Source organism: Patescibacteria group bacterium, assembly GCA_018819405.1.
Classification (GTDB): Bacteria; Patescibacteriota; Patescibacteriia; order UBA1558; family GWA2-36-10; genus XYD1-37-29.
This window is the reverse complement of the sequence record JAHJQF010000001.1, coordinates 238,151-257,463: the sequence shown is the minus strand read 5'-3', so window position 1 is coordinate 257,463 and position 19,313 is coordinate 238,151. Positions and strand designations below refer to the sequence as shown.

General features: G+C 38.2%; 22 protein-coding genes, 4 tRNA genes and 1 rRNA gene. 9 read left to right on the top strand and 18 right to left on the bottom strand.

The features are described 5' to 3' along the window. Positions 1-223 precede the first annotated feature (223 nt). From KKH39_01275 to KKH39_01240, 8 genes are all read left to right on the top strand, one after another. The gene (locus KKH39_01275; protein ID MBU1202659.1) at positions 224-988 is read left to right on the top strand and encodes a DsbA family protein; all 765 of its coding nucleotides are present in this window, start codon (positions 224-226) and stop codon (positions 986-988) included. Between the two features lie 161 nt (positions 989-1,149). Further along, entirely contained in the window at positions 1,150-1,788 is a 639-nt protein-coding gene (locus KKH39_01270; GenBank protein ID MBU1202658.1) for a DsbA family protein, read from the top strand. Beyond that, entirely contained in the window at positions 1,772-2,203 is a 432-nt protein-coding gene (locus tag KKH39_01265; GenBank protein ID MBU1202657.1) for a vitamin K epoxide reductase family protein, read from the top strand. The genes KKH39_01270 and KKH39_01265 overlap by 17 nt, the downstream gene beginning before the upstream one ends. Positions 2,204-2,208: 5 nt before the next feature. Next, positions 2,209-2,595, top strand: coding sequence for a large-conductance mechanosensitive channel protein MscL (mscL, locus tag KKH39_01260; GenBank protein ID MBU1202656.1), 387 nt, complete (start codon positions 2,209-2,211; stop codon positions 2,593-2,595). Positions 2,596-2,767: 172 nt separating this feature from the next. Further along, positions 2,768-3,592 carry a transketolase gene (locus tag KKH39_01255; protein MBU1202655.1) on the top strand — a complete coding sequence of 275 codons (825 nt, stop codon included), beginning with the start codon at positions 2,768-2,770 and terminating at the stop codon, positions 3,590-3,592. A gap of 71 nt (positions 3,593-3,663) precedes the next feature. Next, positions 3,664-4,623, top strand: a complete 960-nt coding sequence (locus KKH39_01250) for a transketolase family protein (protein ID MBU1202654.1) — start codon at positions 3,664-3,666, stop codon at positions 4,621-4,623. 4 nt (positions 4,624-4,627) lie between these two features. Beyond that, positions 4,628-5,599, top strand: a complete 972-nt coding sequence (locus KKH39_01245; GenBank protein ID MBU1202653.1) for a hypothetical protein — start codon at positions 4,628-4,630, stop codon at positions 5,597-5,599. A gap of 180 nt (positions 5,600-5,779) precedes the next feature. Next, entirely contained in the window at positions 5,780-6,508 is a 729-nt protein-coding gene (locus KKH39_01240; GenBank protein MBU1202652.1) for a hypothetical protein, read from the top strand. A gap of 73 nt (positions 6,509-6,581) precedes the next feature. On the opposite strand, the gene KKH39_01235 is transcribed toward KKH39_01240, so the two are convergent. The 17 genes from KKH39_01235 to rpsP form a co-directional block, all read right to left on the bottom strand. Further along, entirely contained in the window at positions 6,582-6,992 is a 411-nt protein-coding gene (locus KKH39_01235) for a GtrA family protein (GenBank protein ID MBU1202651.1), read from the bottom strand. Between the two features lie 23 nt (positions 6,993-7,015). Beyond that, positions 7,016-8,578 carry a GDP-mannose 4,6-dehydratase gene (locus KKH39_01230; GenBank protein MBU1202650.1) on the bottom strand — a complete coding sequence of 521 codons (1,563 nt, stop codon included), beginning with the start codon at positions 8,576-8,578 and terminating at the stop codon, positions 7,016-7,018. Between the two features lie 148 nt (positions 8,579-8,726). Next, the gene (locus tag KKH39_01225; protein MBU1202649.1) at positions 8,727-9,809 is read right to left on the bottom strand and encodes a peptidoglycan DD-metalloendopeptidase family protein; all 1,083 of its coding nucleotides are present in this window, start codon (positions 9,807-9,809) and stop codon (positions 8,727-8,729) included. A gap of 35 nt (positions 9,810-9,844) precedes the next feature. Continuing rightward, complete coding sequence (locus tag KKH39_01220; protein MBU1202648.1) at positions 9,845-10,327, bottom strand: hypothetical protein; 483 nt, start codon at positions 10,325-10,327, stop codon at positions 9,845-9,847. A gap of 5 nt (positions 10,328-10,332) precedes the next feature. After that, positions 10,333-11,541: a replication-associated recombination protein A gene (locus KKH39_01215; protein ID MBU1202647.1), complete on the bottom strand. Its 1,209-nt coding sequence runs from the start codon at positions 11,539-11,541 to the stop codon at positions 10,333-10,335. Positions 11,542-11,638: 97 nt separating this feature from the next. Continuing rightward, positions 11,639-11,890: a YdeI/OmpD-associated family protein gene (locus KKH39_01210; GenBank protein MBU1202646.1), complete on the bottom strand. Its 252-nt coding sequence runs from the start codon at positions 11,888-11,890 to the stop codon at positions 11,639-11,641. After that, on the bottom strand, positions 11,883-12,422 hold the full coding sequence (locus KKH39_01205) for a hypothetical protein (protein ID MBU1202645.1): 540 nt from the start codon (positions 12,420-12,422) through the stop codon (positions 11,883-11,885). Before KKH39_01205 ends, KKH39_01210 begins: the two co-directional genes overlap by 8 nt. Before the next feature lie 32 nt (positions 12,423-12,454). Further along, positions 12,455-12,988, bottom strand: a complete 534-nt coding sequence (locus KKH39_01200; GenBank protein MBU1202644.1) for an NYN domain-containing protein — start codon at positions 12,986-12,988, stop codon at positions 12,455-12,457. A 113-nt stretch (positions 12,989-13,101) separates the two neighbouring features. Further along, positions 13,102-13,177, bottom strand: a tRNA-Gly gene (locus KKH39_01195). Positions 13,178-13,229: 52 nt separating this feature from the next. Then, positions 13,230-13,306: transfer RNA gene (locus tag KKH39_01190), tRNA-Pro, on the bottom strand. A gap of 83 nt (positions 13,307-13,389) precedes the next feature. After that, positions 13,390-13,464: transfer RNA gene (locus KKH39_01185), tRNA-Phe, on the bottom strand. A 23-nt stretch (positions 13,465-13,487) separates the two neighbouring features. After that, positions 13,488-13,564 (bottom strand) — tRNA-Ile (locus tag KKH39_01180). A 236-nt stretch (positions 13,565-13,800) separates the two neighbouring features. Continuing rightward, a 16S ribosomal RNA gene (locus KKH39_01175) occupies positions 13,801-15,286 on the bottom strand. A 330-nt stretch (positions 15,287-15,616) separates the two neighbouring features. Then, positions 15,617-16,285: a tRNA (guanosine(37)-N1)-methyltransferase TrmD gene (gene trmD, locus KKH39_01170; GenBank protein MBU1202643.1), complete on the bottom strand. Its 669-nt coding sequence runs from the start codon at positions 16,283-16,285 to the stop codon at positions 15,617-15,619. 175 nt (positions 16,286-16,460) lie between these two features. Next, on the bottom strand, positions 16,461-16,889 hold the full coding sequence (locus tag KKH39_01165) for an NUDIX domain-containing protein (protein ID MBU1202642.1): 429 nt from the start codon (positions 16,887-16,889) through the stop codon (positions 16,461-16,463). 80 nt (positions 16,890-16,969) lie between these two features. Then, positions 16,970-17,293, bottom strand: coding sequence for a KH domain-containing protein (locus KKH39_01160; GenBank protein MBU1202641.1), 324 nt, complete (start codon positions 17,291-17,293; stop codon positions 16,970-16,972). Between the two features lie 106 nt (positions 17,294-17,399). After that, the gene (rpsP, locus tag KKH39_01155) at positions 17,400-17,804 is read right to left on the bottom strand and encodes a 30S ribosomal protein S16 (protein MBU1202640.1); all 405 of its coding nucleotides are present in this window, start codon (positions 17,802-17,804) and stop codon (positions 17,400-17,402) included. A gap of 211 nt (positions 17,805-18,015) precedes the next feature. Between rpsP and KKH39_01150 the strand changes: the two genes are divergently transcribed. Beyond that, complete coding sequence (locus tag KKH39_01150; GenBank protein ID MBU1202639.1) at positions 18,016-18,855, top strand: hypothetical protein; 840 nt, start codon at positions 18,016-18,018, stop codon at positions 18,853-18,855. Positions 18,856-18,917: 62 nt separating this feature from the next. Here the strand turns inward: KKH39_01150 and KKH39_01145 are convergent, their stop codons facing one another. Then, a complete protein-coding gene (locus KKH39_01145) occupies positions 18,918-19,199 on the bottom strand; it encodes a hypothetical protein (protein ID MBU1202638.1) in 282 nt (93 codons plus the stop codon). Between the last annotated feature and the right edge of the window lie 114 nt (positions 19,200-19,313).

The following is a 19,313-nucleotide window of genomic DNA, read 5'->3' as shown; positions in this document are numbered from 1 at the left end:
AGCTTTTTAACTTTTTTCCCAACTTATAAATTGTTTTCTTTAGCTGTTTTGTTGTCATAAAATTTGGCTAAATTAAAACATCCCTTTGTGGGATATTGCAGTATGATAGCACAAATTTTGATTTTTGTCAATCCTTATAAACCCAAACTAAAAAATATATTTGTAATACAAAATAAAAGTTGATATAATATACAAACCTTTATAATTAACTAAAATCAAAAATATGGAACAACATCACAGTAACAAGGGTCCAATAGACAACTTAAAGCCAAAGGCTGCTTTTAAAGCTGGCTTGCTTTCAGGCTTGGGAGTAATGTTTGCTATCGGGTTCTTTGTTTTATTGGGCATGATGCTCAACGGTAAAGATTTTTCTTTAGGAAAAAATACCAACTCTAATAATAACAATCAGATAGCAAATGCCAACACCAATGATAATGCTGCTGCCGCTGCTATAACTATTCAGCCAGTTGATAAAGACAAAGACTGGATACGTGGCAACAAAAATGCCAAGGTCTCTATCATTGAATTTTCCGATATAGATTGCCCATTCTGTCAAAGATTTCATGACACTATGAATGAAATAATGAAAGAATACGGCAATGATGTTAATTGGGTCTATAGACATTTCCCACTAACCAGTCTTCATCCTGAAGCTGCCAAAAAAGCTGAAGCGTCCGAGTGCGTAGGTGAACAAGGTGGTAATGATAAATTCTGGGAATTCTTGGATAAAGTATTTGCAGCTGGAACCAAGGTTGCTGATTTGGGAGTTGTAGTATCCAACATGGGATTGAATGCTAATGACTTTCAAAGCTGTCTGGATTCTGGAAAATATGCCGCTAAAGTACAAGACCAATCTCGTCAGGCTCAAGCCGCCGGTGGTCGTGGTACTCCATATAGCATCATAATATCAGGTGACCAAAAAGTACCTATCCCTGGCGCTTTGCCAATTGATAGTGTAAAAGCTTCACTTGATTCTATATTAAAATAAATTAAATTAATTTTTCAAAACTCCCCCGTCCCAAACACAATAGAAGGACGGGGAGTTTTTTATTATCAAAAAATTATAGCTACCTCGTACCGTTTTATTGACTAAGAAAGTAGTGCGAGGTAAAATATACTTATTAATTATTATTAAAATTATTTATATATATGAAAGGAAAACAAAGAGCCTTTTTTTGGTCAGGGATTGTTGTAGTATTAACTTTTTTGACCTTAATAATCATTCAAATTGCCAAACCAAACAACGAAGGTTCAACAATACTAACTGATCAAGAATGGATAAAAGGTAATGAGAGCGCTAGTGTCAGTTTGATAGAATATAGTGACTTTCAATGCCCCGCTTGTGGAGTATACTATAGTCATGTCAAATCTTTAGCCGAAGAATTTGGCGATAGAATAAAAATAATCTACCGACATTATCCATTGGAGCAAATTCATCCTTATGCCAATTTGTCTGCTCAAGCAGCAGAAGCTGCTGGCCAACAAGGACAATTTTGGCAAATGCATGACCTGCTTTTTGAAAATCAATCCACTTGGTCAAACTCCCAACAACCAGAACAAATTTTTGTAGATTATGCCAACCAACTTGGTCTAGACATAGAAAAATTTAAAAATGACATGGATAGCCGAGAAATAAAAAATGCTATCCGCGATGATGAAATCAGCGGCAATCAGGCGCTCGTAGAAGGCACACCCACTTTTTTCTTAAATGGACAAAAAATCGCAAATCCCCTGAGCTATGATAAATTTAGACAAATAATAAACAATGAGCTTGAAAAACAACAATAAACTAATCTACGGTTTTTTGACGCTTGGCCTAATTGGCTTTGCTGACGCCTTGTATCTAACAGTATCGCATTATACTGGAGATATTGCCTGTTCGGTTATTTCCGGCTGCCAGGAAGTGCTAGTTAGCCCGTACAGTGAAATTTTTGGTCTGCCTATTGCTCTGTTTGGAGCGGCTTATTATCTTTTTATTTTTTTGACAGCCGTATTTTACTTGGATACTAAACATATATTAGCTTTTAAAGTATTGGGTTATCTGCCAATTATAGCTTTTGTATTTTCTCTATATTTAGTTTACTTGCAGATATTTGTAATACACGCTATTTGCCAGTATTGTATGCTATCAGCACTTACCTCTACCCTTATATTTATATCCGGACTATTTTTACTAAAAAACAAAAAAATAGAATTAAACTAATATCTATGTTTCAAGAATTCAAAAAATTTGCCATGCGAGGCAATGTTATGGATATGGCGGTTGGTGTAATTATTGGCGGAGCCTTTGGCAAAATTGTCACTAGTTTTGTAAATGATATTATCATGCCACCAATTGGTGTGCTGACTGGAGGAGTCAATTTTTCCAAATTGGCTATTACTTTGAAAAAGGCCACTGAAACTTCTAACGCTATTACGCTCAACTACGGATTGTTTATAAATACAGTTGTAAATTTTATTATCATTGCTTTTTCTATATTTATAGCTGTCAAACAAATCAATAAATTAAAGAAAAAAGAAGAGGCCAAACCCAAAGAAACTCCAGAAGATATACTGCTTCTCAGAGAAATAAGAGATTCATTAAAAAATAAATAAAAAAGCCCCGCAATGCGGGGCTTTTTTATTTATTTAATAACGCAAATATGATAAAATTTACCCTGTTAAATAAATTCAAATTTTGATATACTAAATTTATAATAAAATATAATCTACAAAAATTTGAATTTAATTTTTAAACTTTGTTTAAAAATTATTTAACAGGGTAAATATGGCTAAGCTAACTATAAAACAATTACAAACTCTAGCTAATCAAATTCGTCAGGATATTATAGAGATGACATATCGTGCTGGATCAGGTCATCCGGGCGGATCCTTGGGTATGGCTGATATTTTTACAGTATTATATTTTTATATCTTAAACCATATTCCAGAACAGCCAGACTATCCATATCGTGACAGACTGATATTATCCAATGGACATATAGCGCCAGTTCTTTATTCTAGTTTAGCTAGGAGCGGTTACTTCCCTCTGGTAAAATTAAAAAGTCTAAGAAAAATTAATTCACAATTACAAGGACACCCACACTATGGTAGTCTGGCTGGAATAGAGACAAGTTCTGGACCATTGGGCCAAGGAATATCTCAAGCAGTCGGTATGGCTCTGGCAGCTAAAATGGGTAAACTGAAATATCAAATATATTGTGTCACTTCTGACGGTGAGCACAATGAAGGCCAGCTTTGGGAAGCGGTAATGAGTGCCAATAAATACAGGCTAGATAATCTAATCACTATAATTGACAATAATGGTATACAAATTGACGGCTATACCAAAAATATAATGCCACTTGGCTCTCTCAAGAAAAAATACCAAGCCTTTGGCTGGCAAGTAATAGAAATAAACGGGCACAATATAAAACAAATAATAACCGCTCTAAAAAAAGCTAAGCAAGCCAAAGGGCCGGTAGCTATTGTTGCTCATACTACTTTGGGCAAAGGTGTAAAATTTATGGAAAATAAATATGAGTGGCATGGTAAAGCACCTAAGGAAGATGAAGCCCAAAAAGCCTTAAAAGAATTAAAAAACGCCATCTAATCCCCCCAACCCTTAGGCTACACTCAGAGCTCGGGATCTGGTCTAGCTCGAAAGTGCCAAACAAAATAATTATGCCAAACAAATATATAGAAAAAAATATCAAACAAAAATCCACTCGCGACGGTTTTGGCGACGGTATTTTAGAACTAGGTAAAAAAAATAAAGATGTAATAGTAGTGTCAGCTGACTTAGCTGAATCAACTAGGGTAGATAAATTCGCCAAAAAATATCCTAATCGCTTTGTAGAAGTGGGTGTAGCCGAACAAAATATGATGGGTGTAGCCGCTGGGCTATCTTTTTCCGATAAAATAGTCTATGCCACTAGCTTTGGCGTTTTTAATCCGGGAAGAAACTGGGATCAAATAAGAGTAAGTGTTGCTTATTCAAAGGCCAATGTAAAAATAATTGCCTCTCACACCGGACTTTCAGTCGGTGAAGATGGCGCTAGTCATCAGGCTTTAGAAGATATAGCTTTGATGAGAGTTTTGCCAAATATAACAGTACTTGCCCCAGCTGATTACAATGAAACTAAAAAAGCAACCATTATGGCGGCCAAAATAAAAGGGCCAGTTTATATTCGTTTTGCTAGGCAAGCTAGTGCTGAGATAACTTCAAATAATCCTCCTTTTAAAATAGGCCGGGCTAATATACTTAAAACTGGTAAGGATTTAACCATTGTTGGCTGTGGACCAATTTTAGAAGAAGCGCTCTTAGCCGAAAAAGAGTTAAAGAAAAAAAATATTTCTGTAGAAATAATAAATTGCCACACTATCAAGCCACTGGATAAAGCCACTATATTGCGTAGTGTCAAAAAAACCAAACATTTGATCACTGTGGAAGATCACCAAGTAGCCGGCGGCATGGGCTCAGCAATAGTAGAAATGTTGGCCGAAAATTTTCCAGTACCCACTATGATGATAGGTGTTCGTGATAGCTTTGGTGAATCTGGTGAGCCAAAAGATCTTTGGGATAAATATGGACTCAGTTATCCAAATATAGTAAACGCTGCCTTAAAAATATTAAAAAAATAACTATATGCGCCAAGTATTTTTAGATTTTCAAAAACAATTTGAATATCAACCCATTATAGAAAATAAAAAAACTTACAAAAAATCTGACCGTTTTATCGTCCTTGGCATGGGTGGTTCAGCTCAAGCCCAAGGTATTATAAACAGTGTCGCTCCTAATATACATATTATTACTCACAAAGACTATGGATTGCCGGCAATGTCTGACAAAGAGCTCAAACAATACTTAATAATTGCCAATTCATACTCTGGCAATACCGAGGAGTCTTTAGATGGCCTAAAAAAAGCTCAGCAAAAAAAATTAAATATTATAGTCATTGCCACTGGCGGTAAATTAATATCTTTTGCCAAAAAAAATAATTTGCCATATATCCAAATGCCAAATTTTGGTATCCAGCCTCGATGCGCCTTGGGTTTTAATACTCTAGCCATGCTCAAAGCTATGAACCAAAACAAATTATATAAAGAGCTCAGTACTTTGGCCACGACTTTGAAAGGTAAAAGCTACGAAACTCGCGGCAAAAAATTGGCTAAATCATTAAAAAATAAAGTTCCTGTGATATATGCCTCTACCAATAATGAAATATTAGCCTATTTATGGAAAATAAAATTTAATGAAACCGGAAAAATTCCTGCTTTTTATAATGTCCTGCCGGAAATGAACCACAATGAAATGACCGGATTTGATGTGGCAACTACTACCAAAAGTCTTTCCAAAAATTTTTCTTTTATATTTATTCATGATGACAATGACCATAAACAGATTCAAAAAAGAATGCAGGTCATGGACAAGCTATACAAAAAAAGGAAACTACCTGTCACCAACCTAAAACTATCTGGCAAAAATAAATGGTTTCAAATATTTGCCAGTGCCCTGACAGCTGATTGGGCCGCCTACTATACTTCACAAGGATATGGATTAGAATCCGAACAGGTCCCTATGGTTGAGGACTTTAAAAAAATATTGGCGAAATCCTGAGCGTAGCGAAGGGCTGAAGAATTCAAAAAAATGATATAGATAAAATAAATAATAAACCCGGCCGCGCCAAGCGCGGCCGGGTTTATTATTTTTGACAAAAACATAATTAATGTATAATATAAAGTGTTTTCCTCCCCCATCGCCATTCACCCTGTAACACCACAAACGAAGGAGAATCCGATGAATCGTGTTAAACTGTTCCTTATCATCATAATGGCCTGCCTGCTGACTGGCTGTGCCACTAGCAGCAAGATCACTCTCGGCAAAGCAGAAAGCGCTGGGGCTTTGACCGGCTCTATTGCCAGGACGATCTGCCAGCAAGCAATCGCAGAACACCAGGAAAAAAACGAGTGGCCAGATGCCGCCCGCCTAGCTCAATTGACTGGACTATCAGCCCACAACCGCTACCACGACCAGAGCTACGCTGTCTGGTTGCTGGATAAGCCCTACTACCCCATACCCACCCAGATGGATTCCACCCAGACTTTTGCCTTCTACGGATACTACTGTGCCGAGGACACGAGCTACTACAGCTACTGCCGCATCTATTACCAATACGGGCCAGGCAAGCTGGAGTTGTCCAGCTCCGAGAAAAAGGCTAGCCTACATGGGCTGAGCTTATCCATAGAGGAAAAGCTCTTGATCTTTTTTCATGAAGCTACCAGCCTTTCGGATTTATCAATCTTCGGTAAGGTTCTTGGCGATAGCGCCGAGAAGATTAGCCAGATTTCCCCCAATCCTACGGCCAAGCAGCTGCTCTTCGAATTTTCTATACCGCTTTTGGTCGAGTTCTTCCACCAGAGCGAACAGTTGCCACCCAATGGCGACCTTTTCCAGGCCAAGTTGGAAGAATTTTCTCTCCAACTGGCCACCTACATACACAGCCTAGACTGGCAACACCCAGACTGAAAGGCCCAAAAAGCCCGCGGTCGAGCTTAGCTCGACCGCGGGTCTCTTTTTTAACCCAAACATAATCTAGTAACTATTTTATCCTGAAAGTAAAATATTTATTACCAAAAAAATTCCAAAAAGTAACCAGAGCTGAAGCTAAAATTTTGGCAACTAAATAATGAAACCCCCAATGCTCAACTGATATATACATCATATTGTTGTTTATGAGCAGTCCTAAAGTAGCAATAATAAAAAATACCGGCAATTGCTTGCGGCGTTTTCCATTGGATCGAAAAGTCCAAATACGATTGAGAGTATAATTTACCAAAGCTGACAATATAAAAGAAAATGTGGCGGAAACAAGATAATGCCAGCCTGCCAAATCAGTCAAAATAAATAAAATTGAAAAATCAACTACGCCCGCTGTCAAACCAACTGTGGCATACTTGGCGATTTGTTTATTGTTTTCTTTGGCAAAGTTCCAAGCGTGTCTAAATGGCATTTTGTTTTTGTTTTTTTATTTTATTATAAACGGGAACTGAGTATTTCAAGTTCCTGAAATTTTTCCTTAGTTTTTTTGGCAACGTACTCCCAACCTTTTTCCATATCCACTCCCTCAGTAGTACTATCATCCTCCAGCCAGGCCAGCTGTTGTTGACTAAGCTCGCCAACTACCTGCATATAATGAGCCCTCTTAAATATCAAACGGTAAAAAGGCTTTAGTACCCTTCTTTTTAAAGCCCGTTCATCTTTTATTGTTCCTTCATACAGACTCACCAAAAGAGCTCGATTTGATAAAATAGAAAATATTACAGCCGCCAATGATCCATAGCTGGCCATAATACCCCAAGCCGCTTGGTAGTCTCTTTTTTTATGTAATTTTATTGCTCGAAATGGCGCAATAAAAGGAAAAAGATATTTATCAAAATTATTACCCAGTCCAATTCTGTAGACATTTACATTGCCTATCTTTTCTTCATTTTTTATACCCGGTTTCATTTTGGCAACGAGCATATCTACCTCATAACCCAAAAGGTCATCCGTAATATTTTTTACAGCTTTTTCAACCGGTCCTTCTACCGGATAATAACTAGTTGCAAAAGCCACTACTTTTGTCTGATTGCCCAAGCGGCTCTTAAAATCTACTATGGTTTTACTAAGACCCTCATCAAAATCAATTTGCGGTTCCCAATCAAGCAATTTTTTAGCCCGACTGATGTCCGGACATCTTTTTTGGGGGTCACCCCAACGCTCCGGAATACTATCATAATTTATATAAACAATATTACTAATACTACCAGCCGCATCTTTGACACTTTGTGCCAAACTTTCAATCGTCCTTTCATCTGGATTACCAAGATTGATTGGCATAAAACCCAGTCTCTCTTGTGGCAACACCATAAGCCTGTCAACCGCTACTATCAGATCATCAATATACATAAAACTTCTGGACTGATGACCAGTACCATGTACAGTGATATCTTCACCAAGTGCCGCCTGCAAAATAAAATTTGATATGACTCTGCCGTCATTAAACATCATACGTGGACCATAAACATTAAAGAGCCTGATAATCCTAGCATCCACTCCATATTGTTCGTGATAATCTTTACAAAGCGACTCGGCAGCCCGTTTACCTTCATCATAGCAGGAGCGCTTACCAAGTGGATCAACGTTACCAAAATATTCTTCTTTTTGTGGATGCTCTAGTGGATCACCATAAACTTCTGAAGTAGAAAATTGTAAAAACTTGGCATTATACTTTCTAGCCAGATCCAGCATATTGCGTGTTCCATCAACTGAAGTACGCATAGTAAGAATTGGGTCAAACTGATATTGCACCGGGCTAGCTGGACAAGCTAGATTATAGACCTCATCAAGACTATCAAATTTTTCTCTTATAGCTTCTATAATATTATGTCTAATAAGTTTAAAATTTTTGTTAGCTAAAAGATGAACAATATTTTCTTTTTTGCCAGAAAAAAAAGAATCAACACAAATTACTTGGTGCCCTTGATTTATAAAATAGTCGCATAAATGAGAGCCTATAAAACCAGCTCCACCGGTGATTAAAACTGTCTTTTGCACCTCATTAGAGATTAATATTTACAAATTTATACACCTCATTAGAAAGAATATTAGAATTTCTAACTAAGCGCATATCCTATATTTTGCCCCAAAAAAAGGAATTAGTCAATGTAAAGACAAAACAATAAAACAACCGCTAGCGGCTGTTTTATTGTAAGTAATCACCAAAACTAAAGCCTTGACCCTCCAAATCATCAAAATATTTTATAGTCAGATACCAGTTTGGACCAAACTCTCTGACAGCTACTTCTTCACTGACTATCCACTGTAGTTCTAGATTATTAGCTACATAAAATACTTTTGGCAATATTTTATCTCTGACCAGCCAACCAGCCTGCAAATACTGATTGTTTACTGGATTGCTGATTGTGCCAATATTTTCTGTAACTGTATTATTACTGATTGCTTGACTGCTATTTATCACATTTCTAGTCAGTGGGCCAAAATACCCGACCGCTGGACTAATACCATTGTCCTTTTGAAAATTTATAAGAGCCGCTTGAGTGGCCGGACCAAAATAAATAGTTTCATTGCCCGGTGAGCCTGCTCCTGATGTTGATACCACAAAGCCGTGGCTATTCAAATATTTTTGCAGTTCTTTGACATCTAATCCTTCATCACCCAATTCTAAATCTCTGGAAAACTGATATGTAGGCGTAGATACCTCCGTTTCATCTGTAGCTACTGACTGACCAAGAGCCGCCATCAAGGATTGATATGAGTTTATAGATTGTCTACTAGGTGTCCATATTTCAAAATGAAGATGGTGTCCAGCATACTCAGCATTGCCACTATCTCCGGCAAAAGCAATGACCTGACCAGCCGCCACCTGCGCTCCTCTGACTATATTACTTGGAAAAGCATAAACTCTAATTTCTTTGCCGTCATCTGTGCCAGGAGTGTCATTGTTGATATGTAAGTATCTATATGAATAGCCTTCACTATCCTCAATATATATTGCCAATCCCCAACCTTTATCGCTCTCTACTATATATGACACTCTACCATTTACTGCGGCTACCAGTGGTGTCATCTGATCTACCATAATATCTATTCCTTCATGAGTGCGACCACCGCTGCGAGGATCACCATAACTATCATTAAAATTATAATCCCAGCCGCTTTCAATCGGAAAAACAATGTCTCGAGTTTCTTGAGCTCGGACAGAAAATGGATTAAATATAAGAGTATATATGATAAGGGGCAATATTATTGCCTTTATTTTTTGCATTTTTCTATTATAGCAAAAAAACAACGTAAAAGAAATCAACTATTAAGAGCTTTCTTTATCATTTTTATTTTATCCTTATCGGCTGTGCCTCTTTTTTCTTGCCGATAATTATCTCTAAGTAAAGTTTGATAAGTCAATAAATATTGTTCCAAGCTAAGTGCCCTATAATTTACTCCCGCCTGTTTGACTAATTTAAAATCTCTGACACCATCACCGATAAATTTTGCCAAATCATCTTCTTGGGCAAAAGCAACTTCATACTCGTCTTTCAAAAACTGATGCTCATTTTCATTGTTTAAATAAAAACCAAAATCTTCCATTATTTTAATTATCTGTTGCCATTTGTTTTCTAATAACTTTTTCGGTATTAAAATATCAATATCATTAACTTTAATCTCTTGTACTAATAATAAACTAAGACCTAGTGAACCAAATAAAATCGGATTCACCAACAGTTCTTTATTTAATCGCTTAGTTATTTGAATAAATAAATTAAATTTATCTTTATTGCTGAGCATAAATATTAATCTTTTAAATATTTTTTATTTTTTAATTCTTTTGGCAAATACTCCTGCTCTTCCTGATAATCAAAATCTGGACTATACTTATAACCCTTACCATAGCCCAAATCTTTCATCAAATCCGTCGGAGCATTTCTAATGTGCAGTGGCACTGATAAGTTGCCGTGCTTTTGGACGTCCGCTTTTGCCTTATTATAAGCCACATACAAATCATTGGATTTTTTACACTTGGCCATATAAACCACAGCCTGAGCCAAGATTACATTACACTCTGGCATGCCAATAAACGAACAAGCTTGATAAGCAGATACTGCTTGTTCTAGAGCACGGGAATTGGCCAAGCCAATATCTTCAGAAGCAAATCTGACCAAACGACGAGCAATATATATTGGATCCTCACCAGCTTCGAGCATCCTAGCTAGCCAATACAAAGCAGCGTTAGCATCTGAGCCGCGCATAGATTTATGCAAAGCAGAAATAATATTGTAATGCTCTTCGCCATCCTTGTCATAAAGTAAGTGTGATTTCTGGTATGCTTCTTTAACTGTTTCTTGACTGATAGTTTTAGAAAGAGAAGCTGCATATTCCAAAACATTTAAGGCTGCCCTGGCATCGCCGTTACTAAAATCAGCTATCAAATTTTTGACTTTGTCAGATATTTTTAGCTTCAAATTGCCCAAACCATTTTCTTTGTCTTTCAAAGTATTGTCTATTATTTTTTTGATGTGCTCTTTGTCCAATCTTTCTAAAACAAAGACCCGACAACGAGAAAGCAAAGCACCACGCACTTCAAAGCTGGGATTTTCTGTAGTGGCGCCAATGAGAATTATGGTGCCTTTTTCCACGTGAGGCAGGAGTGCGTCTTGCTGAGCTTTATTCCAACGATGGATTTCATCAATAAACAAGATAGTCTGTTGACCTAGTCTTTTGTTTTGCTCCGCTCTGGTGATAAATTGTCTCAATTCTGCTACGCCGCTAGTTACTGCTGAAATCTGCACAAAATCAGAATGAGTAGAGTGAGCTACTATATGAGCTAGAGTGGTTTTGCCCGAACCCGGTGGTCCCCAAAAAATCATTGGTGGCACATTGTCGCTCTCAATCGCTTGACGAAGCATTTTCCCAGTACCCACAATACTATCCTGACCAAAAAAATGCTCCAATTTTTTGGGTCTCATTCTGTCAGCTAAGGGTGTCTGATTTTTAATCGCCATATAGAAATCTTAGCAAGAGCCTATAAAAAAGACAAACCCCCTTCTTTATAAAGAAAAAATAAAAAACAAGCCACAAAAGCCTGTTTTTAAAACTATATTATCTATGCGGACAACCAGGCCAACAACATGGTCTTCGTTTACCTTTGAGCATATCAGCGCACACTCGCTCTATGTGTTGTTTTCTTGTTTCCAACTTCTTAACTGATGTAGTCCAGCAAATCCATTCGTTGCGCGCCAATGGTGTAAGGTCGTTCCAAGCAGTTGCTATTTTTATAGAAGCGCTTAGTGCTTTTTTTAAGTCTGCAGGTACAGCGTGAACCACACCGCCGGATATTTTTATTTTAATCATAATACTTGTTCATTAAAAATTTTGTAAACTCCTGCATTTCTGCTTGTGCCCGAAGCAAAACTTTCTCTTCACTTTCATCGGGTTTTAAATACTTTTCTTTATACTTAGCACTGGCCAATACAAAAGCATTAAAAATACCTCTTGGGTTTATTGTTAGTTTATAAACTTCGTCAACATCTCTGTCTGCATAAAATTCATCCAATAGCTTTTGCATTTTCTCTCTTTGTAAGGCGTTGGCCTCACTCCATTGCCTTTGCAATTCTTCATCATCTCTCCAACCCTCTGGTTCTGGCTCTTCTATATCAATACTGGGATACAAAAATGACCTATCGTTTTCTTTATCCGTCAAATGACCCTCACAAGAAGCACTGGTAGAAAAATCATGAGCCTTAACAGCAACTATGCTGTCTTTGATATTTTCATCAATACCAAAACCAAGACTATCGGTAATTTTTTCAACTTCTGCCCTTAATTTTCTTATGTTTAATTCTTTTTCTGATAAATTTTCCTGAAAACTATCTTCAAAACTCATAAATTTATGATAACAAAATTTCTAATCACTAATTATTTTTTTCTGGGATATGTGCGAGGAGCTTTGTACACAAACCAATCTTCTTTGGTGATTTCATAAAAATAATCCGCCTCGTCAATCAAAGCTTGGGCAGCTGTTTTTTTGACAGCGGCTATTTCTACTCTAACTCCTTCCCCTTTGAGATGATCCACTAAATCTATATAATCTGAATCACCAGACATGATGATAATAGTATCTACCTTGGAAGCCAGTTGAGTGGCTTTGATAGTCAATGGAATGTCGGCTGATTTATGACAAGCTATGACTGAACCATAATAATTTTCGTGCAGTCTTTCGGCAAACTTAGAAGATATAGATTTGCCTTCTCTAAAATATAGTAGTCTATTGAGTCCTCTACCGTTCAACAAACGCGGAATTACTTTATCAAAATCAATCATAGTATTTTGATTTTTGGAAATATCGTGAATACTTCTTTCTATGTTATTGCCATCACAAAGTATAGCTACTGATTGATTGATTATAGCATCTAAAGTTGATTTACTAAGGCCTAGGCTATTTTTTATCATTGGATTATTTTAATAATATTTTAAGTATAGCAAAAAAACGCCATAATTGGCGAATTTTATTTAGGTTATAAAACCCTGTGTCTGGCTGTGCCATCAGAAGCTTTAGCGAAGGATGGAGCGGGTGAGCGGAATCGAACCGCCCTCTTCAGCTTGGAAGGCTGACATAATAAACCACTATACGACACCCGCCTACGCTTCGCTTCGGCGAGGCAGGCCCGCCACTGCGAAGGTAAATTTTAAATGGTCGGGGTGAGAGGACTCGAACCTCCGGCCTCATCGTCCCAAACGACGCGCGCTAGCCAACTGCGCCACACCCCGTAAATAATAGTGTAATTGATTAATAGGTTAATAGACTAATAGTGTTCTTCAATTAAACAATTATACTATTATACAATTAATCGTGGTGCCACGGGGCGGGATCGAACCACCGACACAAGGATTTTCAGTCCTCTGCTCTACCACTGAGCTACCGTGGCCAAACTTTTAAAAACGCTTAAACTGGTGGGCATGGGAGAACTCGAATCTCCGACCCCCACATTATCAGTGTGGTGCTCTAACCAACTGAGCTACATGCCCATCAACTCAAACGCTTTTATAGTACAACAGGTCAGATAATACCAGAAAAATGATTTTTTGACAAGCCTTTGTCAAACCAGCTTCTTACAAAAAAAGCCCTGCATCAAGCAAGGGATTTTTTATTTTAATAACTTAGAAGTGACTACTTTTAGCCAACTATCTCATCCCATAATATGGGAGGAGTTCGACTATGAACAACTGATTGTGAGATGAGTTGTTCTGATTATACTCCTTAGAAAGGAGGTGATCCATCCACAGCTTCCGCTACGGATGCCTTGTTACGACTTCACCCCTATCACCGGTCTCACCTTCGTCCAACTAATGTCAGCCTTCGGGTGCTACCGACTCTCTTGGTGTGACGGGCGGTGTGTACAAAGCCCGAGAACGTATTCAACGCCGCGTAGCTGATCGGCGTTTACTAGCGATTCCAACTTCATGAGGTCGAGTTGCAGACCTCAATCCGAACTGGGACCGGCTTTGATGGGATTGGCTTCACCTTGCGGTTTTGCGACCCATTGTACCGGCCATTGTAGCACGTGTGTTGCCCCAGACGTAAGAGCCATGCTGATTTGACGTCATCCTCGCCTTCCTCCCCGTTAAACCGGGGCAGTCTCCTATGAACATTTAACATAGGATAAGGGTTGCGCTCGTTAAGGGACTTAACCCAACATCTCACGACACGAGCTGACGACAACCATGCAGCACCTGTCTAGCACTCTCGAAGAAGCTCTAGTTTCCTAGAGTTTGCAGCTAGATGTCAAGTCTGGGTAAGGTTCCTCGCTTATCGTCGAATTAAACCACATGCTCCACCGCTTGTGCGGGCTCCCGTCAATTCCTTTGAGTTTTAGTCTTGCGACCGTACTTCCCAGGCGGGGTACTTAAGGCGTTAGCTTAGTTAGACAGCACTGAGAGGGTCGATACTCCCAATGCTTAGTACCCATTGTTTACGGCGTGGACTACTGGGGTATCTAATCCCATTCGCTACCCACGCTTTCGTCCCTGAGTGTCAGAACCGTTCTAGCAAGCTGCCTTCGCTTTTGGTATTCCTATCGATATCAACGCATTTTACTACTACACCGACAATTCTGCTTGCCTCTCCCGGCCTCTAGCTCTAGAGTATCTTTGGCAGTCTTGAAGTTGAGCCTCAAGATTTGACCAAGGACTTTTAGAGCCACCTGCGGACCCTTTACGCCCAATCAATCCGGGTAACGCTCGCCACCTACGTATTACCGCTGCTGCTGGCACGTAGTTAGCAGTGACTTATTCATCAGGTACCGTCACGAATTCGTCCCTGATAAAAGATCTTTACACTCCGAAAAGCTTCATCGATCACGCGGCATTGCTCCTTCAGACTTTCGTCCATTGAGGAAGATTCTTGACTGCAGCCTCCCGTAGGAGTCTGGGCAGTGTCTCAGTCCCAGTGGGACGGGTCATGCTCTCACACCCGCTACACGTCGTAGCCTTGGTGAGCTTTTACCTCACCAACAAGCTGATGTGCCGTAGGCTCCTCTCTATCCGACGGATCTTTACATGGGAATGACATATGTCCCCCCATGTCTATCGGGTATTATTCCAGATTTCTCCGGGTTATCCCCGAGATAGAGGTAGATTACCAACGTGTTACTCTCCCGTTTGCCAAGCCTAGCAAGCTAGGCTTTCGACTTGCATGCCTTAGACATGCCGCCAGCGTTCACCCTGAGCCAGGATCAAACTCTTAGTAAAAACTATAGAATTTGAGTCATATTGACTCAATAATTGAAAATAAAAAATTGAATTGACTAAAAGCTCGTCACTTCCAAGTCATTAAATTTTTGTGGTATTCTCTTGTCAAATAACCTTTCAATATTAAGAAAAAACAGCAAGGTCCGAAACATTCAGACACTACTGTCTTATCTTTATTTGCAACTCAGGTTGTTTTCAATCAGCTACGAAAGTTTTATACCTTAAAATTAATGCTCCATCATGATAGTGCAAAAAAAGGAATTTGTCAAGTATAATATATAAGAATTTAATAAACTAGCTTATAGTCTAATAAAAATCCCAAAAACTAAGTTATTTCCTATACTTTGTCTGTTCCTGCCTCCATTTAGCTATTTTACCATGGTGCCCTGAAAGTAAAATTTCTGGAACTTTAAACCCCCTAAAAACCTCTGGTCTGGTATATTGAGGATATTCAATATTAAACTTTTCAGTTTTTTTATCATATTGAGAAAATGACTCTTCTTGAATAGACTCCTCTTTACCCACTACTCCTGGCACTAATCTAGCCACACTATCTATAATACAGGCAGCGACCAGCTCTCCGCCGGTAAGTACAAAATTGCCCAAAGATATTTTTTCATCAATAAAATTATCAACTCTGGAATCAATTGCTTCATAATGCCCCGCTATCAAAATCAGCCTTTTATATTTGGTCAGACGCTTGACCTCATTTTGGTCAAAAGTTTTACCCTGGGGTGACATCAATATCACTCTGGTAGATTTATTTTTGCGCGGATAGATTTTTTTCAAAGTTTTATAAACCGGCTCAATCTGTATGACCATGCCTGGTCCGCCGCCATAGGGCGTATCATCTACTTTGTGATGTTTATCAGTCGATTGTTTTCTGATGTCGTGAGTATTTATTTCTATTAGTTTTTTCTTTTGGGCTTTATCCAAAATAGAGCTATTAAAATAACTGTCTAAACTATCAGGAAAAATTGTAAGTATGTCGAACTTCATTTCTAATTTTTATTGTCATTGCGAGCCCTGAACGACTTGTGGTGAGCGAACTCGAACCAAGTCGAAGGGCGTGGCAATCTAAAATTTTAGCTTGCTTCACTGCGTTCGCAATTACATATTATTTTACTTAAATCACCATTTAAAATTACCGGCTTCATGGCCAATATTCATAACTTCATAATTTATCTTTGTACAGATTCAAAAAGTTAGGAAACTGTGAATGGGTATTTTGTGGTATATTACTCAATTGATACCATTTTATTTCGTCAAACTTGTGTGGCTCACCATTTTTTACAATAGATCTGTCTATTAAAACTTTAAAATCTAGGGCTAACCAATGCGTCTTTTGGCCATCATGCTCTCTGTGCACATCTCTATAACCTAAAAACTCATATTCAATTACGTCACTACAATACTCCTCTTTAATTTCTTTCCGTAAAGTGTCTATCACAGTATGCCCAAATTCTAGTCCGCCTCCACCAATATCCCATCGACCATGTTCATCACGACACTCTTTAGATCTTTTGGCCATCATAAAATTGCCATTTCCATCATGACAAAAATAGACAACACTTATACCTGTATAATCAATCCCCTTTTTCATAATCTAATAATATTATAAATTCCACAAAAACAAAAGACCGCGTTTGCGGTCTAATGTTTTATAATATAAATGTTCAAAAATTATAATTTCAAATCATCTACATCGGCGTCTGAGCTAGAAACTTCTTCTCTTGGAGCTTCTTCTCTTGGAGCTCTACCTTCTTTTTCTGGTTCGTAAACCTTCAAATTGACATAAGAATTATTCTTGTTGCCAATGATACGCAGAAGAGTCCTTAGAGCACGGGCTGTTTGACCCTGCTTACCGATAATTTTTCCCATTTCTTCTGGGTTGACTTTTAAAGTCAAAAGTACGCCTCTTTCGTCGATATTCCTTTCGACAACAACGTCTTCTGGTTTTTCGACTAAAGCTTTAACAACTGTTTCTAAAAATACTTTATCTTCCATGTCTTTTTGGTTAATTATCTTCTAAATCGGGTTATACCCTTTTAATGAGCAAGAATAACTTTTTATATTATATAATTGCTTTCAAATAAGGTCAAGAAGCAAAAAACTATTCTTTAATTTGCTCTTCTTTAACTTCTTCGTTTTTTTCTTCAACAACTGGCTGCTCTTCAACTTTTGGTTCAGCCTCTTTAGCCTTAGCTTCAGTGTCTGCCTTGTTCTTTTCGTTCTGTTTGGCTTGTCTGGTTTTAGTAATTCTTACAGATTTGGCCTTTTTACCTTCTATAACGCCTTCTTTGATAAAAAGATTGTTGACGGTATTAGAAGCTTGGGCACCTACAGAAAGCCAATGTTTTATTCTGTCTTCCTTCAAAACGGCCTCTTTTTTATGAGGATTGTAGTTGCCTAGGATTTCTAGGTGATTTCCATAGGTATCCTTGGATTTTTCTGAAACTACCACTCTATAAAGTGGCTGTTTTTTTCGTCCGACTCTTTGCAATCTAATGGCTAACATTTAATATTTCGCTTGTTAATTATTACTGAAGTAGAAGGGCTCTACCCGTTAAATCCCGCTTAGCGGGAACCCCGTTTTGACGGGGTTATTTAACGGGGTCAATATTACTATAATTAAGGACTTATGTCAATACATATATTAAAAAATAAGCTGGACTTTATTTTTAAAATTGTTATAATAAAAATCAGTTTTAAAATTTTATCAAATAAAAATGGAAAAAAAATTGCTAATTGGCTTTATTGGCCAGGGATGGATAGGCAAAAATTATGCCGATGATTTCCAAAATCGCGGTTTTAATATTGTCCGCTATGACATAGATACCTATGCCGAAAACAAAGATAAGATAAAAAATTGTGACATAGTGCTTATTGCTGTGCCTACTCCCACCACTCCAGAAGGTTTTGATGATTCTATAGTGGATGAAGTTTTAAATCTCATAGGTGATGGTAAAGTTGCCGTTATCAAATCTACTGTCCAAGTCGGCACCACCAAAAAAATGCAAACACAACACCCCAATATAATTGTAATGCATAGTCCAGAGTTTTTGACCGAAAAAACAGCTGCCCATGATGCTAAACATCCTTATAGAAATATTGTTGGTGTCACTGATATCAAAAATGAAACATTAAAGCAAAAAGGTGAATTAGTTTTGAGCGTACTGGCCAAAGCACCCTACAACAAAGTCATGCAAGTAGAAAACGCTGAAATGATCAAATACGGTGGTAACTGTTGGTTTTATTTCAAGGTGGTATTTATGAATATGTTTTATGATCTGGCTGAAAAAAAGGGTCTTGATTTTGAAACTATCAAAGAAGGAATGAAGCACGATTTGCGTATTGGCCCAACACACCTTGACGTCATACACCAAGGTGGCCGTGGTGCTGGCGGTCATTGTTTTATAAAAGACTTTGAAGCTTTTATAGAAATGCTTGATAGTGTAGATCTTGATCAACAAAAACAAGTGTGTGAAGCAGTCCGCGATATCAATCTAAAGTATCTGACTGACTCTGGCAAAAATCCTGATCTTGTCCGCGGAGTTTACGGAAAATAATCTAAACCAAAAAAAGACCCCCGCCAAACTACGTTCGGCGGGGGTTCTCGCATGTATGGGACTTAGCCGGCGAAATCCGGCGGCAGGAAAGAGCGGGAAACGGCGATGTGGCCGATACTCGACTTGAGCAAGGCGTTGTGACGATCACTGTCACTGTGGAGTTGAACGGAGAAACCGTCCACACAGTAGACATCGAAGATATGTAGTTTGACCCCGTCAGAAGTCATGATGTGGTCGAGCTGACCGTTGCTTCCCAGCCGGACCAACAAGTCTTCACCCAGATCCTCCAAGCTCAGAAACACTAGGTCTCCGTCCATCACCCTAGCAACCGCTTTGTCTTTCATGTTAAAAACTTTCCTTTCTTTTTTTGGGTCCTATCGTGGCGAGTGTTTTTATGCTTCTAGTATAAAAGCTGAGATATGTACAGAATCAATTTTAATAATAACCATATAATATAA

Coding starts and splice junctions, on each gene's coding strand:
- KKH39_01240 (MBU1202652.1), top strand. CDS start 5,780: ATGAATCGTGTTAAACTGTTCCTTATCATCATAATGGCCTGCCTGCTG.
- KKH39_01235 (MBU1202651.1), bottom strand. CDS start 6,992: ATGCCATTTAGACACGCTTGGAACTTTGCCAAAGAAAACAATAAACAA.
- KKH39_01210 (MBU1202646.1), bottom strand. CDS start 11,890: ATGATTAAAATAAAAATATCCGGCGGTGTGGTTCACGCTGTACCTGCA.
- trmD (MBU1202643.1), bottom strand. CDS start 16,285: ATGAAGTTCGACATACTTACAATTTTTCCTGATAGTTTAGACAGTTAT.
- rpsP (MBU1202640.1), bottom strand. CDS start 17,804: ATGTTAGCCATTAGATTGCAAAGAGTCGGACGAAAAAAACAGCCACTT.
- KKH39_01165 (MBU1202642.1), bottom strand. CDS start 16,889: ATGAAAAAGGGGATTGATTATACAGGTATAAGTGTTGTCTATTTTTGT.
- mscL (MBU1202656.1), top strand. CDS start 2,209: ATGTTTCAAGAATTCAAAAAATTTGCCATGCGAGGCAATGTTATGGAT.
- KKH39_01220 (MBU1202648.1), bottom strand. CDS start 10,327: ATGCTCAGCAATAAAGATAAATTTAATTTATTTATTCAAATAACTAAG.
- KKH39_01255 (MBU1202655.1), top strand. CDS start 2,768: ATGGCTAAGCTAACTATAAAACAATTACAAACTCTAGCTAATCAAATT.
- KKH39_01200 (MBU1202644.1), bottom strand. CDS start 12,988: ATGATAAAAAATAGCCTAGGCCTTAGTAAATCAACTTTAGATGCTATA.
- KKH39_01205 (MBU1202645.1), bottom strand. CDS start 12,422: ATGAGTTTTGAAGATAGTTTTCAGGAAAATTTATCAGAAAAAGAATTA.
- KKH39_01270 (MBU1202658.1), top strand. CDS start 1,150: ATGAAAGGAAAACAAAGAGCCTTTTTTTGGTCAGGGATTGTTGTAGTA.
- KKH39_01145 (MBU1202638.1), bottom strand. CDS start 19,199: ATGAAAGACAAAGCGGTTGCTAGGGTGATGGACGGAGACCTAGTGTTT.
- KKH39_01225 (MBU1202649.1), bottom strand. CDS start 9,809: ATGCAAAAAATAAAGGCAATAATATTGCCCCTTATCATATATACTCTT.
- KKH39_01250 (MBU1202654.1), top strand. CDS start 3,664: ATGCCAAACAAATATATAGAAAAAAATATCAAACAAAAATCCACTCGC.
- KKH39_01160 (MBU1202641.1), bottom strand. CDS start 17,293: ATGGAAGATAAAGTATTTTTAGAAACAGTTGTTAAAGCTTTAGTCGAA.
- KKH39_01275 (MBU1202659.1), top strand. CDS start 224: ATGGAACAACATCACAGTAACAAGGGTCCAATAGACAACTTAAAGCCA.
- KKH39_01150 (MBU1202639.1), top strand. CDS start 18,016: ATGGAAAAAAAATTGCTAATTGGCTTTATTGGCCAGGGATGGATAGGC.
- KKH39_01245 (MBU1202653.1), top strand. CDS start 4,628: ATGCGCCAAGTATTTTTAGATTTTCAAAAACAATTTGAATATCAACCC.
- KKH39_01215 (MBU1202647.1), bottom strand. CDS start 11,541: ATGGCGATTAAAAATCAGACACCCTTAGCTGACAGAATGAGACCCAAA.